The following is a 14,691-nucleotide window of genomic DNA, read 5'->3' as shown; positions in this document are numbered from 1 at the left end:
TTTCCGCAAGAAATGGCTAATCTTTATCGATACGACTGGCTACAGCGCCTTGTTGACCGCGATATTTTGCGTCCTGACGGCTATTATAAGGGCGCGCTGCCGGGCCGGAGAGTGGTTCAAAACTCAGCGCGCCAATTAACATCCCTGGGCGTAGCGCTAATGGCAGCTTACCTGAATTATAGAACTCCAGCACAATCCTGCCTTGCCAACCCGGATCTATACGGTGTGCGGTAACATGCACCATTAATCCAAGGCGAGCTAATGAGGAACGACCATCAAGCCAGCCGACCAAGTCATCAGGGATTGTCACCGACTCCAGTGTCACTGCCAGCGCCAACTCCCCTGGATGCAGGAAGAATGCCTCCCCTTCCGGCAGATTGATTTCATCGCTCATGACGCGTTCCAGCGCTTCGCTGACTTCATCCTTCGGGCCGCTTAAGTCAATAAATGCCGCCGTGTGACCATTGAATACACGGAATTGGTTGCCTAAGCGAACATCGACTGTGGCACCATTGATACGTTCTACCGGTGGGCGAGGATCAATACCTAATTTACCGCTGTCCAGCCAGGCTTCTATGTCACGATCGCACAGTCTCATTGCTAAAATCTCCATCAAAATTCGTATGTTACAGCTTATCTACTACGCAAGCTGCCATATTAAGAAGCAAAGGTCCAGACGAACATTACTCAAAGAACTGACTGATTTTCGCTTTTAGAATATCGATCGCAATTCGGTTCTTACCACCGCGAGGAACGATAATGTCAGCATATTGTTTGGACGGTTCTATAAATTGCAGAAACATTGGACGCACAGTCTTCTGATATTGCGCCATCACAGAATCCATCGAACGACCACGCTCATTAACATCACGCTTCATACGGCGCATCAGGCAGATATCCAGCGGGGTATCAACAAAGATCGAGAAATTCATCTCCTGACGCAGACGGATATCGGTCAACAACAAGATCCCTTCCAAAATAATCACTTTTTTGGGTTCTAAATGGACGGTCTCTTTTTTGCGGGTGTGCTCAGTGTAACTGTAAAGCGGCAGCTCAATCGACCGGCCTGCTTTCAACGATTGCAAATGCTCCAGCAATAAGTTGTGATCCATGGCACTGGGATGGTCATAGTTGGTTTTGACCCGCTCTTCCATTGACAGATGACTCTGGTCTTTGTAATAGCCATCCTCAGGGATAACGCCGATATGTTGGTCACCTACCTGCTCGCGTAATTCGCGATACAGCGTGCTGGCGATAAGACTTTTTCCGGAGGCTGAGGCACCCGCTATCCCGATAATGACGCACTGGTGTGCTTTGTCAGTCATAAAATTAAAGACCTGATTACGAAGTGTGAGGGGAGACAAAGCACGCTAGGTGCTTCGAGCGCGGCAATTATAAGGAGTTAGCGGGTTTGATGCCAGCACTATACCCTGCGTCTTTGACGCCGCAGGGGTGTTAGCGGCTCTCACGCACCCGAATCACTGACTTATGTCAGCTCATCGGGATTTATTCGTTTGCTGCCTACCTGCAACGCCAATGACTTTGGGCATAATTTTGCGTCTTTGACGCCGCAAGGGTGTTAGCGGCTCTCACGCACCCGAATCACTGACTTATGTCAGCTCATCGGGATTTATTCGTTTGCTGCCTACCTGCAACGCCAATGACTTTGGGCATATTTTTGCGTCTTTGACGCCGCAGGGGTGTTAGCGGCTGTTACACCGCGCGGAATGAGATTTCCGTTGGGATAGCTTCCCCTTGCCAGTACATCTCTGCCGCCACATTTGATGCCAGTTGGCGATAGATATCAGCAAATTCACTGTCAGGGTGGCTAATAACCGTTGGTTCGCCGCGATCAAGATCTTCGCGCAAAGAAATATGCAATGGAATTTGGCCCAACAGTTTGCAATGGTACTTCTGCGCCAGTTTCTCCGCCCCGCCGGTGCCGAAAATAGGCTCCAAATGGCCGCAATTGCTGCAAATATGCATGCTCATATTTTCAATAATACCCAACACTGGCACATGCACTTTCTCAAACATCACAATGCCTTTCATGGCATCGATTAAGGCAATGTCTTGTGGCGTTGTCACCACCAATGCTCCCGTCACCGGAATATTTTGCGACAGCGTCAACTGAATATCACCGGTACCCGGTGGCATATCAATCACCAAATAATCCAAATCCGGCCATAAGGTGTCTTGCAGCATCTGCATCAATGCCTTACTGGCCATTGGGCCGCGCCACACCATAGCGTTCTCATCAGTGACCAGATAACCAATCGAGTTAGTCGCCAGACCGTGAGCCATGATCGGTGCCATATGCTTGCCGTCAGGGGACGTTGGTCGCTGATTCATGGTTCCAAGCATATTGGGAATGGAAGGGCCATAAATATCGGCATCCAGAATGCCGACTTTGGCCCCCTCTTCCGCCAATGCCAGTGCCAGATTAACGGCGGTACTGGATTTCCCCACACCACCTTTACCCGAGCTGACAGCCACAATATTACGCACGCCTTTGATACCCGGCTGATCATTGGCACGTTTGAGCGTGGTGATATTATGTGACAGCTTCCAATCAATAGCTTTAGCACCAGTCACTGCCAGCAATTCCCCGCTGACCGACTCTTTCAATGCATCAAAACCATATTGCCAGGCAAACGGCATCACCAGCTCGATATGCAACACATTGTCCAATAAGGCGCAATGGTGAATAGCACGCAGGGTATGGAGATCCTTTTGCAAGGTTGGGTGAGTAAAGGCCGTAAGAACCTTTGAAATTTGTGATTGCAGCAGGTCAGGGGTGGTCTGCTCGGGGGATTTTGGGCTCATCCCGGCTCCTTGAATTTATCGTTATTAACCAATGATAGTGTACCAGAACTCAGTTGCCCCTGTGTCACCAAAGTAAACCGATTATGACTTAAGGCAAAGTGCAGGTTGCCTTACCCTAGCGGCAAGCCAGCATATCGGTTAACATCAAAGACCCTTTAATCGACATAAAGAAAGCAATTTCCCACTATGGCTCAAGTCGCGAAAAAAATATTGGTGACGTCCGCGCTACCATACGCTAACGGTTCTATACATCTCGGCCACATGCTCGAGCACATCCAGGCAGATATCTGGGTCCGTTTCCAGCGAATGCGCGGCAACCAGGTTCATTTTATCTGTGCAGATGATGCCCACGGCACCCCGATCATGCTGAAAGCTCAGCAACTGGGTATCGAACCAGAGCAGATGATTGCCGAAATGAGCCAGGAACACCAACAGGATTTCGCCGGTTTCGCTATCAGTTATGATAACTATCACTCCACTCACAGTGATGAAAACCGTGAACTGTCGAGCCTGATATACAGCCGTCTGAAAGCAAACGGTTATATCAAGAATCGCACCATTTCTCAGCTCTATGACCCTGAGAAAGGCATGTTCCTGCCCGATCGTTTTGTCAAAGGCACCTGTCCGAAGTGTAAAGCGCCAGATCAATATGGCGATAACTGTGAAGTGTGTGGCGCAACCTACAGCCCGACTGAACTTATCGATCCAAAGTCGGCAGTTTCTGGTGCGACTCCGGTGATGCGCGAATCTGAACATTTCTTCTTCGACCTGCCGGCCTTCAGCGATATGTTGCAAGCCTGGACGCGTTCTGGCGCGCTGCAAGAGCAAGTTGCGAACAAAATGCAGGAATGGTTTGAGTCTGGCCTACAACAGTGGGATATCACCCGTGATGCGCCCTACTTCGGTTTTGAAGTACCGGACGCGCCAGGTAAATATTTCTATGTCTGGCTGGATGCCCCAATCGGCTATATGGGGTCGTTTAAGAATCTGTGCGACAAGCGCGGCGACCTGGACTTTGATGAGTTCTGGCGTGAGGGTTCTGAAACCGATCTTTATCACTTTATTGGTAAAGACATTGTTTACTTCCATAGCCTGTTTTGGCCTGCCATGTTGGAAGGCAGCAATTTCCGCAAACCGACCAATATCTTTGTTCATGGTTATGTCACGGTAAACGGCGCGAAAATGTCGAAATCACGCGGCACATTCATTAAAGCCAGCACCTACCTGCAACACTTTGATGCCGATTGCTTGCGTTATTACTACGCCGCGAAACTCTCTTCGCGCATTGATGATATTGATTTAAATCTGGAAGATTTTGTCCAGCGTGTTAATACCGATATCGTCAATAAAGTTGTGAATCTGGCTTCGCGTAATGCAGGTTTTATCAATAAACGCTTTGGCGGTAAATTAGCCGACCAGTTGGCAGATCCAGTGCTGTATAAAACCTTCACTGATGCGGCTATCAGCATTGCAGATGCCTATAATAGCCGCGAATCAGGCAAAGCTATCCGTGAAATTATGGCACTGGCTGATATTGCCAATCGTTATGTTGATGAACAAGCCCCGTGGGTGATAGCGAAAGAGGAAGGTCGCGATGCCGACCTACAAGCGGTTTGCTCCTTGGGTATCAATCTGTTCCGCGTACTGATGACTTACCTGAAACCGGTATTGCCATCGCTGACTGAACGTACTGAGGCTTTCCTCAATACCGAACTAACGTGGGATAGCATTCAACAACCGCTGTTAGGCCATCAGATCAATACCTTTAAAGCCCTGTTCAATCGTATCGAGTTAGATAAAGTTAACGAAATGGTTACTTCGTCTAAAGCGGATATGGCACCAACAGTGGTAGCCACCGGGCCATTAGCTGACTCTCCGATTCAGGAAACCATCAGTTTTGATGATTTTGCTAAAGTGGATATGCGTATTGCGCTGATTCAGCAGGCAGAATTTGTTGAAGGCTCTGATAAGTTATTGAAACTGACTTTGGATATCGGCGGCCAAACTCGCCAGGTCTTCTCTGGCATCCGTTCTGCATATCCTGACCCGAAAGTATTGGAAGGCCGATTGACCATGATGGTGGCTAACCTGGCACCACGCAAAATGCGCTTCGGTCTTTCAGAAGGTATGGTGATGGCGGCAGGCCCTGGCGGTAAAGATATCTTCCTGCTTAGCCCAGACAGTGGTGCCCAACCCGGCATGCAAGTGAAATGATTTGATGTATGACAGTGTTCTCTGACGAAAGTGGTTGTCAGGGAATAACTAAATTGTCAGGAAATAGCAAAAATGCCGGTCAGGGGAAACCTAACCGGCATTTTTTATCGCACAATATTGGTAATGGTGGACAACCGCTCCCGTTGCCATGCCTCCAACCAAAACAGCATATTAATAAATAAGCTTAATGAGAAAATAAGAAACAGAATACTGTCCAGCAAAGAAACCTTAATTAGCGCATTAATAATAATATTCTTATGATGTTTCATCTCGACAAAACCTGATGCGAAAAACCAAAATACGCCGATGGCGCCTAATAAATTTAACATCACAACCGGCCAATGCCACCTTGCCAGTAAAAAGAAAATCCACGACAGTAACATCAGGGAAATAATGGCATCATCCAGTTCAAATAATAGAAAGAAACTTATATATAATGCACTAAAGCAAGCAATAGCGAGACCAAACGGATACTCTTCCGTTATAACAGCAGCAAATTGTTTTTTTCGCTCACAATCTGGCAGCTTCACATCATAAATATTTATAAATATCAGATACAGTAAAAATAAATCTGATAAGAATGAGGTAACTGTATTGTGTATAACCATTTCAATAATGGGGAAAAGATGAAAAACCAACCAATAAGGCGTCAGATTTTGGTAGGTTAACCGATTGAAGCAAGGCAGCAATAAGACTAATGAGTAGACTGCGGGGAAAACCTGAATCGATAAAGACAAGACTTCATCTGCTAAATCAGGAAATAGTATTATTATTAAAAAAATGAGTACCGTCAATGCTAATAAATAGCGAATAAATAGAAATAAAAACTCACTGCGTGACAGATAAAAATAGATATTCTTATAGGTAAAACAGCACAAACTCAGTTGTGTTCTATCAGCACTCTCCTGCCTGAATTTATATAGACTGCTAACTTTTTCCATAGTGACTTTAATCCTTTAAATATCATTAACTTTAAAATTGCAAAACCTATCTATATTATGGAATTGAACCTCTATTATTGATTACTACACATTTTCATTAGGGTATCAGTACTGAGCAAACAACGAAATAAAAAATTAATCCTAATAAAAATAAGGGAATACTCAACGCAAGAATAAACCATTGCAATAGAAAGGTTATTAAGCCTATTTCCTCGCAGCATAATAATCCATTAGCCCTATTTTGCTGCTTATTTAAGCCATCCAAACTAAAAGATATAACCCAATCCAAAAATTCATAACAAAGTTAATTCCTAATCAAAATAGTTATGGTTATGATGCTGTACAGCGGCGAATAGACGTCTAGACATAAAGATAGCCATAACAACGACAACACCACTCACTTTGCATAACTTATCGACACCATGACGGAGTTTTGGATGAAAAAAATTGCTTCCCCTTTACTGGCCCTGAGCCTACTGACAGCACTGCCGGTATTCGCAGCGAACACCGCCACGGTAGCCCCGATCCCAGATGCTATCGCCAAACATCCAGGGCAGATTAAAATTGCCGTGATCCGTAACCTGGGATCTGATGACAACACCACTCAATTTTTGTCCGGTGTATTAAAAGAAGGTAAAAAGCTCGGTTTCAAAGTCGATACCTTCTTGAGCAACGGTGACGACGCCCGTTTTCAAGACTTTGTGAATCAGGCCATCAGCCAAAAATATGACGGCATCATTCTCTCTCAGGGGCGTGACCCGTACTCAACCGAACTGGTTAAACGGATTGCAGCCAGCGGCATTGCGGTATCGGTGTTCGATACCGCTATTCAGGGCGAGATTCCCGGCCTGACCGTCACTCAGCAGGATGATGCATCCCTGACCAATGAATCCTTTGGCCAATTGGTCAAAGACTTCAACGGTAAAGCCAATATCATCAAGCTTTGGGTTGCCGGTTTCCCACCGATGGAACGTCGCCAGGCCGCTTATCAGGCACTGCTAAAACAGAATCCGGGTATTCATGAACTGGAGTCTATCGGAGCCGTGTCTTCTGATGTGCAGGGTGATACCGCCAATAAAGTCGGTGCCGTATTGGCAAAATATCCGAAAGGCAAAATCGACGCAATCTGGGGAACTTGGGATGCCTTTACTCAAGGCGCTTATAAAGCCTTACAGGAAAATGGCCGTACCGAGATCAAACTCTACAGCATTGATATATCGAATCAGGATTTACAACTGATGCGTGAAGCCAATAGCCCATGGAAAGTCAGTGTTGCCGTCGATCCTAAACTGATTGGAGCCGTTAACTTACGTTTGGTCGCCAAGAAGATTGCTGGGGAAGAGACGCCTGCCAGTTATGAGTTCCGTGCTGCATCCATTCCACAAGCCTTGCTGGCCAGTCAACCCGGCGCGGTTAACGTGGCAGGCTTGAGTAAAATCATTCCGGGCTGGGGCCAATCCGATGATTTCAACTCACCCTGGTTCGCCACCCTTGCCGCCAAAAACGGCCAGTAAATCTAACCGACTGGGAGTGAAATAGATGGCAACGCAAGCTTCCTTGCCACAACCCGAATACAGCCGCAATATGCGGCTGATTGGCCATAGCAATCAGGGCGGAAAACCCGACGGTGTACAGGTAATGGTGCACCGTGGCTATGCCTATGTCGGCCATATGGTATCGCAAGGGGTATCAATTATTGATGTGCGGGATGCGAAAAATCCGCGCCCGGCAGGTTTTATCGCCGCTCCCCCCAATACTTGGAACGTACACTTACAAGTCCATGATGACCTGCTGCTGGTGATTAACGCACGCGACCTGTTTGCCGACGCCAGTTTTGCGCAAGAGAAAGTCTATTACACCCGCTCCGTGGCACAAACCGTCAGTACCCGGCAGGAAGGTCGCAGTTGGAGTGCCGGTTTACGTATTTTTGATATTTCGATACCGGATAGACCGCGTGAAATTAGCTTCCTGCCGCTTGATGGTATTGGTATTCATCGCATCTGGTATGTTGGCGGCCGCTGGGCTTATGTTTCTGCATTGCTGGATGGCTACAGTGATTATATTTTCCTGACCATTGATCTGGCTGACCCGCAAAAACCACAGGTGGCGGGGCGTTATGCTTTACCCGGCATGCACACTGCGGCGGGTGAGCAACCAAGCTGGCCAGAAGGCAAACGTTACGCATTGCATCATGCCATTATCAGCGGTGATACAGCCTATGGCAGTTGGCGCGATGGTGGACTGACCCTGCTGGATGTCTCTGACCGGCATGAGCCGAAACTGATAAGTCATCGCAACTGGAGCCCTCCCTTTGGCGGCGGTACCCATACCGCACTCCCATTGCCAGACCGCGACCTATTAGTGGTGCTGGATGAGGCGGTGCTGGATAATCAGGAAGATGGTGAAAAGCATATTTGGCTGTTCGATATTCGTGAGCCAAGCAATCCGGTGAGTATCTCAACTTTTCCGGTACCTGATGAGCGGGATTACGTCACAAAAGGGGCGCATTTCGGCCCGCACAACCTGCATGAGAACCGCCCAGGCAGCTTTATCAGTTCGTCACTGATTTTTGCTACCTATCAAAATGCCGGAGTGCGCGCTTACGACATCAGTAACCCATACCAACCGAAGGAAACCGGTGCATTAGTGCCTGCAGCCCCGGAAAAAATGGTGGATAAACGCCCTGGTCGGCCACAAGTTATTCAGTCATGTGATGTGTTTGTTGATGCACAAGGGATTATCTACAGCACCGATTATAACGCTGGGCTGTCAATCATCGAATATTTAGGTTAATTATCCTCTTCGTCCTTGACGTTACTGCTATGTTAGCGGTAACGCCCATGACCTTGGCGATATCAATTACTGGCAGATCGATTCAGGCCGATCTGCTGCTTACAAAAATTTTTCCTCCCTCCCCCCTCTCTTTATCGCCGCAATAGTCTAATGTAGTTGGTTGAGCCACTGTCGTAGCGCTGTGCGAGTCATTCTTTTTATTAGAAATAATCCGCATAGATATATCTTATTATCCAAATAATTAAAAAAGAAAATGCCATGAAAGGATTTCCATCACGTGTCACCAATTTATTGATTGCTTCGCTGGTCCTGACTATTGGGCGAGCTATCACCCTGCCCTTTATAACTATCTATTTGGCTGAGCATTTTCAGTTGGCTCCCGATAAAGTCGGGCTGGTGTTAGGGGCAAGTTTGACGTTAGGTATTTTCACTAGCCTATATGGTGGCTATCTGGTGGACAAATTCAATAAAAAGCTATTGATTTTGCTCGCAATAAGTCTGTTTTCTGCCACATTTTTTACTTTGCCATGGATTGAGCATCCGGCCTGGATCATTCTGATTTTGGCGCTGCTGCATTCGGCCTACTCGGTTTACAGTATCGCGCTCAAAGCCTGTTTTGCTGATTGGCTGCCAGTAAATGAACGTATTAAAGCCTTTTCAGCTAACTACACACTGGTCAATGTCGGCTGGGCGGTGGGGCCGGCGATGGGGGTTTTGGTGGTTGGTTTTGGCTCACAATTGCCTTTTATCATTTCGGGTGTATTGGCGTTGCTGGTCGCGGTGGCGTTGAAATTCAGAATAAGCAGTACCGATATGTTAGCAACAGAACATTCAGCCAGCGAATCAGTACCGGATTTCCGCCAAACATTTACTATCTTACGTTGTGATAAACGGCTGATTTACTTCACCCTGGGCAGTATGCTCAGTGCCATTGTCTTTGGCCAATTCTCGGGTTATTTATCTCAATATCTGATTACGGTGTCAGATGCTAAATTTGCCTATCAGGTGATCGGTGCAGTAATGACCGTTAATGCAACTATTGTGATTACCCTGCAATACTTATTAAGTCGCCGTATGAATCAGCAGAACTTAATGCGCTGGCTGATGTTTGGCACCCTGTTCTTTATCATTGGCCTACTCGGATTTATGGCGGCTCAAGATTCAATTCCACTATGGATGCTGGCAATGGCGATTTTCTCATTGGGCGAAATTATTGTTATCCCAGTCGAATACTTGTTTATCGATTTTATTGCTCCAGCGAATCTCAAAGGCAGTTACTATGGGGTACAAAATCTCGGTCAGTTAGGCGGAGCGATTAATCCGGTACTTTGTGGCTTCTTGCTAGCCTGGGCCGCACCGCAGATGATGTTCTATATGCTGATTATCGCGGCTATTTTGGGGCTGGCATTTTTCTATCGTGGCTATCGATTGGCTAAGACGCAGTCGGCTCAACCCCATCAGGTATCAGAACATACCCAATAGGCGCCCAGATGCAGCAAGGCGGGCTGCGAATAAGTTATGTGTAGTAGCAAATCAACACGCTCACAGTTTGATACATGATGAGTCTATTATTCATAGTGTGACAGCTAGCACATAATCAAACTTAATTGTATGATGAATGCACTCCGTAACTCAGGACCTTTTCTATGCGCAATGTGACTTCACTTTGCTGGCAGTACCTGCGGGCTTTCTCCATTATTTATCTGTGCTTATGGGCGGGTAAAGCACTGGCTTTGCTGCTGCCTATCACCATCCCTGGCAGTATCATTGGGATGCTGATTCTATTTGCTCTGCTGGCATCCCAGATATTGCCTTCAATCTGGGTGAAACCCGGTTGCCACCTACTGATCCGTTATATGGCGCTGTTGTTTGTGCCGATTGGTGTCGGTGTGATGCAGTACTACGACCAACTGACTAAACAGTTTGGTCCCATCGTAGTTTCCTGCTTTGTCAGCACCCTAATTGTCATGTTGGTGGTGGCTTACAGTTCTCATTATGTTCACCGCGAACGCAAAGTCATTGGTTCTCCTACCCATACCGAGGACGACAAATGATCAGCAATTTATGGTGGTCACTGCCACTCACCTTAATCGTATTCTTTGGTGCGCGTCGCTTAGCCCGCTGGCTGAAAATGCCACTGCTTAACCCATTATTGATATCGATGGTTGTTATCATTCCATTGCTGCTGGTCACGCATATGCCCTATGCCAACTATTTTGCTGGCAGCAAAGTATTGAATGATTTACTGCAACCCGCCGTGGTGGCGCTAGCTTTCCCGCTATATGAACAATTGCATCAAATTCGCGCCCGCTGGAAATCCATTATCAGTATCTGTTTTATTGGCAGTATTACCGCCATGGTTAGTGGTACGGCGGTCGCCCTGTGGATGGGAGCAACCCCGGAGATTGCGGCTTCGGTATTGCCTAAATCTGTCACCACACCTATTGCCATGGCCGTCGCTGAGTCTATCCATGGCTTACCCGCCATCAGCGCAGTATGCGTCATTTTTGTCGGTATTTTGGGTGCGGTATTTGGCCATAGCTTGCTAAATTTATTAAAGATAACCACTAAGGCCTCGCGAGGTTTAGCCATGGGTACCGCCTCCCATGCACTGGGCACCGCCCGTTGTGCTGAAATGGACTTTCAGGAAGGTGCATTTAGCTCACTGGCACTGGTAATCTGCGGGATTATCACTTCACTGTTGGCTCCTTTCCTATTCCCGGTGTTACTCCATTTGTTCGGCTAATGGCGTGAGACCCTGACGCGCAAACGCATATCAGGGTCTACAGTAACAAGGTGAAATAGCGCCTGTTTTCAGGTTTAAATTTGAGATACATCTCTCATTTGAGATTTTACTTGCATCGATTTCATTGGTAATGAGATCTTAATCACATCAAGAAGCCCCTAAGCTGCCTAAAATAGTTTCCCGTTACTCTTGGAGAGACTCCCTATGCAAGCACGTTTTCATGCCCCTTGGGCTAAGCTACCCGCTTCACTGCAATCAGCACTTGAACCTATTCTGAGCGCAAACGATTTCCCTGCCATGTTGACAGCGAAGCAAGTGGAAACGGTAAAAAGCATCAGTGGGTTGGATGACAATGCGCTGGCATTCGCGTTGTTGCCGCTGGCTGCCGCGTGTGCGCTGGCGCCAATCTCTCATTTTATGGTTGGTGCTATCGCTCAGGGGAGCAGCGGCAACCTCTATTTTGGCGCCAATATGGAGTTTAGCGGTGTACCGCTACAACAAACCATTCATGCCGAGCAGTGTGCGGTTACTCATGCCTGGTTACGCGGCGAAGCCAGCCTGGTCGCAATTACTGTTAATTACACTCCCTGTGGTCATTGCCGCCAGTTTATGAATGAGCTGAATAGCGGAACCGACCTGCATATCCATTTGCCGGGCCGCCCTGCCGCAACCCTGGGTCACTATTTGCCTGACTCTTTCGGCCCGAAAGATTTGGATATCACCACGCTGCTGATGGATCCGGTGTTTCATGGCTACACCGTAGCTGAAACCGATGCACTGACTCAGGCAGCCCTCGAAGGTGCGAACCACAGTCATGCTCCTTATAGCAATGCTCATAGCGGTGTTGCATTGGAAGCGGCTGATGGTGCTATCTATGTGGGCCGTTATGCAGAAAATGCCGCCTTCAACCCCAGCCTACCACCGCTGCAAGCTGCATTGATCCTGACCAACATTACCGGTGGGGATTGCGCGGCCATTCGCCGTGCGGTGCTAATTGAGGGCAGTAATCCGACACTGACTCAGTGGGATGCCACACTGGCAACACTGGCAGCCTTAGGTTGCGATGATGTAAAACACGTGACATTTTTGCCTAAATAACACCCAACTAATTGGGGGTTACATGGCTAACCCCCAGTTATCACGCTAATCCTACCGATTCCCCTAAATAGCAGTGAAACTCATTCCCGCGTGTACGACCTGATAAGTCATCTGGTATTCCAAGCCATAAGCTGGCCTGAGCGATGCCGATCATAGCACCAAGACCTCGCAACGAATGACGCCTAGTTCCAATAAACTGCTCAGCTAAATCTGCAAGTTAACTCGCACTTTTACCGATTACAGACATATTTAACTAACAAAAGCTGTACATATTCTTCTTATCTTTTAGGATCAGGGCAACAATTGCTATCAATACCCATAGTCATATAAGAGTAAAACTCATGGAACTTGAATACGAAAGTAAGCGCACCCTCTATATCCCCTACGCTGGTCCGATCCTGTTAGAATTCCCTCTCCTTAACAAAGGCAGCGCCTTTACTAATGATGAGCGCAACCACTTTAACTTACACGGATTGTTGCCTGAAGCGGTTGAAACTATTGAAGAACAAGCTGAGCGCGCTTACCGCCAGTATCAAGATTTTAAAAATGACGACGACAAGCATATCTATCTGCGCAACATTCAAGACACCAATGAGACTCTGTTTTACCGCCTGCTGGACGCCCATCTCAGCGAGATGATGCCAATTATCTACACGCCTACCGTTGGCGAGGCTTGTGAACACTTCTCTGATATCTATCGTCGTGCGCGTGGGTTATTTATCTCTTACCCAAACCGTGAACACATTGACGATATGTTACAAAACGCCACTAAACAGAACGTGAAAGTTATCGTGGTAACCGACGGTGAGCGAATTCTCGGCCTTGGCGATCAGGGTATTGGCGGCATGGGGATCCCCATTGGTAAATTGTCGCTGTATACCGCGTGCGGTGGTATCAGTCCAGCCTATACATTGCCGGTAGTGTTAGATGTCGGGACCAACAACCCGCAACGCCTGAATGACCCGCTGTATATGGGATGGCGTCATCCGCGTATTTCCGGTGATGAATATTATGCTTTTGTTGACGAATTCATTCAGGCGGTCAAACGCCGCTGGCCAAATGTGTTGTTGCAGTTTGAAGATTTTGCGCAGAACAATGCCACCCCGCTGCTGAACCGCTACCGTGACGAGCTATGTTGTTTCAATGATGATATTCAGGGCACCGCGGCGGTCACGCTGGGTAGCCTGATTGCGGCCAGCCATGCCGCAGGCAGCCAGTTACGCGACCAAACCGTCACCTTCCTCGGCGCCGGATCAGCAGGTTGCGGTATTGCTGAACAGATCATTGCACAGATGATTTCAGAAGGTTTGAGTGAAGATCAGGCACGGGCGCGAGTCTTTATGGTTGACCGTTTTGGTCTGTTGACTGACAAACTACCTAACTTATTGGATTTCCAAAGTAAACTGGTGCAAAAGAGTGATTCGCTACAAAGCTGGAATCTGGCCAGTGACTCAATTTCACTGCTGGATGTGGTGCGCAATGCTAAACCGACCGTGCTGATTGGTGTCTCAGGCCAGCCGGGGTTGTTTACTGAAGAGCTGATCCGCGAGATGCACCAGCACTGTCCACGGCCGATTGTAATGCCATTGTCTAACCCGACATCACGGGTTGAAGCACGGCCAGAGGACATTATTAACTGGACCGATGGTGCCGCACTGGTTGCCACGGGCAGCCCATTCTCACCGGTTAGTTATAAGGAGAAGCTGTATCCGATTGCACAATGCAATAACTCTTATATCTTCCCAGGGATTGGTTTGGGTGTGCTGGCATCGGGCGCCCGGCGGGTGACCGACGGTATGTTGATGGCAGCCAGTCGTGCATTGGCTGACTGTTCACCACTAGCATCGAACGGTGAAGGGGCATTGCTGCCGCGTATCGACGATATTCAGGCTGTGTCAAAAAGCATTGCAATGCAGGTGGGCAAAGCGGCGCAGTTGCAAGGTGTCGCCATTGTTACCTCAGAAGAAGCGCTGGCAAAAGCCATTGAGCATAACTATTGGCAGCCGCAGTACCGCACTTATAAGCGCACATCGTTCTAGTTATTATTCGGCCTGTACTTCGGTATGGGCCGAA

The 14,691-nt window shown here is 47.8% G+C and carries 12 protein-coding genes; 8 read left to right on the top strand and 4 right to left on the bottom strand.

The genetic code is table 11. The annotated features are described in order from the left end of the window. Positions 1–16 precede the first annotated feature (16 nt). From dcd to apbC, 3 genes are all read right to left on the bottom strand, one after another. Positions 17–598, bottom strand: a complete 582-nt coding sequence (gene dcd / locus Q2T72_RS07790; RefSeq protein WP_032906849.1) for a dCTP deaminase — start codon at positions 596–598, stop codon at positions 17–19. A gap of 85 nt (positions 599–683) precedes the next feature. Beyond that, the gene (gene udk / locus Q2T72_RS07785; protein WP_083159353.1) at positions 684–1,325 is read right to left on the bottom strand and encodes a uridine kinase; all 642 of its coding nucleotides are present in this window, start codon (positions 1,323–1,325) and stop codon (positions 684–686) included. A gap of 388 nt (positions 1,326–1,713) precedes the next feature. Then, on the bottom strand, positions 1,714–2,826 hold the full coding sequence (gene apbC, locus Q2T72_RS07780) for an iron-sulfur cluster carrier protein ApbC (RefSeq protein ID WP_083159354.1): 1,113 nt from the start codon (positions 2,824–2,826) through the stop codon (positions 1,714–1,716). Between the two features lie 186 nt (positions 2,827–3,012). Here apbC and metG point away from each other — a divergent pair, with 186 nt between their 5' ends. Continuing rightward, entirely contained in the window at positions 3,013–5,040 is a 2,028-nt protein-coding gene (gene metG, locus Q2T72_RS07775) for a methionine--tRNA ligase (RefSeq protein WP_083159355.1), read from the top strand. 104 nt (positions 5,041–5,144) lie between these two features. Here metG and Q2T72_RS07770 read toward each other — a convergent pair whose 3' ends face one another. Next, positions 5,145–5,981 carry a hypothetical protein gene (locus Q2T72_RS07770; RefSeq protein ID WP_083159356.1) on the bottom strand — a complete coding sequence of 279 codons (837 nt, stop codon included), beginning with the start codon at positions 5,979–5,981 and terminating at the stop codon, positions 5,145–5,147. 437 nt (positions 5,982–6,418) lie between these two features. On the opposite strand from Q2T72_RS07770, the gene Q2T72_RS07765 reads away from it, so the two are divergent. The 7 genes from Q2T72_RS07765 to Q2T72_RS07735 all read left to right on the top strand — a co-directional run bounded on the left by Q2T72_RS07765 (position 6,419) and on the right by Q2T72_RS07735 (position 14,657). Further along, entirely contained in the window at positions 6,419–7,495 is a 1,077-nt protein-coding gene (locus tag Q2T72_RS07765; RefSeq protein WP_372568911.1) for a sugar ABC transporter substrate-binding protein, read from the top strand. 25 nt (positions 7,496–7,520) lie between these two features. Continuing rightward, positions 7,521–8,774, top strand: coding sequence for an LVIVD repeat-containing protein (locus Q2T72_RS07760; RefSeq protein ID WP_372568910.1), 1,254 nt, complete (start codon positions 7,521–7,523; stop codon positions 8,772–8,774). A gap of 258 nt (positions 8,775–9,032) precedes the next feature. Continuing rightward, positions 9,033–10,256 (top strand): MFS transporter, encoded by a 1,224-nt coding sequence (locus Q2T72_RS07755; RefSeq protein WP_083159359.1) that lies wholly within the window; start codon positions 9,033–9,035, stop codon positions 10,254–10,256. 164 nt (positions 10,257–10,420) lie between these two features. Further along, positions 10,421–10,828: a CidA/LrgA family protein gene (locus Q2T72_RS07750; RefSeq protein ID WP_372568909.1), complete on the top strand. Its 408-nt coding sequence runs from the start codon at positions 10,421–10,423 to the stop codon at positions 10,826–10,828. Then, complete coding sequence (locus Q2T72_RS07745) at positions 10,825–11,520, top strand: CidB/LrgB family autolysis modulator (RefSeq protein WP_032906846.1); 696 nt, start codon at positions 10,825–10,827, stop codon at positions 11,518–11,520. Before Q2T72_RS07750 ends, Q2T72_RS07745 begins: the two co-directional genes overlap by 4 nt. A gap of 204 nt (positions 11,521–11,724) precedes the next feature. Next, positions 11,725–12,618, top strand: coding sequence for a cytidine deaminase (gene cdd / locus Q2T72_RS07740; protein WP_372558455.1), 894 nt, complete (start codon positions 11,725–11,727; stop codon positions 12,616–12,618). A gap of 341 nt (positions 12,619–12,959) precedes the next feature. Then, positions 12,960–14,657 carry an NAD-dependent malic enzyme gene (locus Q2T72_RS07735; RefSeq protein ID WP_083159362.1) on the top strand — a complete coding sequence of 566 codons (1,698 nt, stop codon included), beginning with the start codon at positions 12,960–12,962 and terminating at the stop codon, positions 14,655–14,657. The last annotated feature ends 34 nt before the right edge of the window (positions 14,658–14,691 follow it).

It is taken from the genome of Yersinia sp. 2466 StPb PI (assembly GCF_041538325.1).
In the GTDB taxonomy this organism is placed as follows: Bacteria; Pseudomonadota; Gammaproteobacteria; order Enterobacterales; family Enterobacteriaceae; genus Yersinia; species Yersinia enterocolitica_E.
This window is presented reverse-complemented; position numbering and strand designations above follow the sequence as displayed.

Excerpts from the sequence above, each read along its gene's own strand:
- dcd (WP_032906849.1), bottom strand. The coding sequence starts at position 598 with ATGAGACTGTGCGATCGTGACATAGAAGCCTGGCTGGACAGCGGTAAA.
- udk (WP_083159353.1), bottom strand. The coding sequence starts at position 1,325 with ATGACTGACAAAGCACACCAGTGCGTCATTATCGGGATAGCGGGTGCC.
- apbC (WP_083159354.1), bottom strand. The coding sequence starts at position 2,826 with ATGAGCCCAAAATCCCCCGAGCAGACCACCCCTGACCTGCTGCAATCA.
- metG (WP_083159355.1), top strand. The coding sequence starts at position 3,013 with ATGGCTCAAGTCGCGAAAAAAATATTGGTGACGTCCGCGCTACCATAC.
- Q2T72_RS07770 (WP_083159356.1), bottom strand. The coding sequence starts at position 5,981 with ATGGAAAAAGTTAGCAGTCTATATAAATTCAGGCAGGAGAGTGCTGAT.
- Q2T72_RS07765 (WP_372568911.1), top strand. The coding sequence starts at position 6,419 with ATGAAAAAAATTGCTTCCCCTTTACTGGCCCTGAGCCTACTGACAGCA.
- Q2T72_RS07760 (WP_372568910.1), top strand. The coding sequence starts at position 7,521 with ATGGCAACGCAAGCTTCCTTGCCACAACCCGAATACAGCCGCAATATG.
- Q2T72_RS07755 (WP_083159359.1), top strand. The coding sequence starts at position 9,033 with ATGAAAGGATTTCCATCACGTGTCACCAATTTATTGATTGCTTCGCTG.
- Q2T72_RS07750 (WP_372568909.1), top strand. The coding sequence starts at position 10,421 with ATGCGCAATGTGACTTCACTTTGCTGGCAGTACCTGCGGGCTTTCTCC.
- Q2T72_RS07745 (WP_032906846.1), top strand. The coding sequence starts at position 10,825 with ATGATCAGCAATTTATGGTGGTCACTGCCACTCACCTTAATCGTATTC.
- cdd (WP_372558455.1), top strand. The coding sequence starts at position 11,725 with ATGCAAGCACGTTTTCATGCCCCTTGGGCTAAGCTACCCGCTTCACTG.
- Q2T72_RS07735 (WP_083159362.1), top strand. The coding sequence starts at position 12,960 with ATGGAACTTGAATACGAAAGTAAGCGCACCCTCTATATCCCCTACGCT.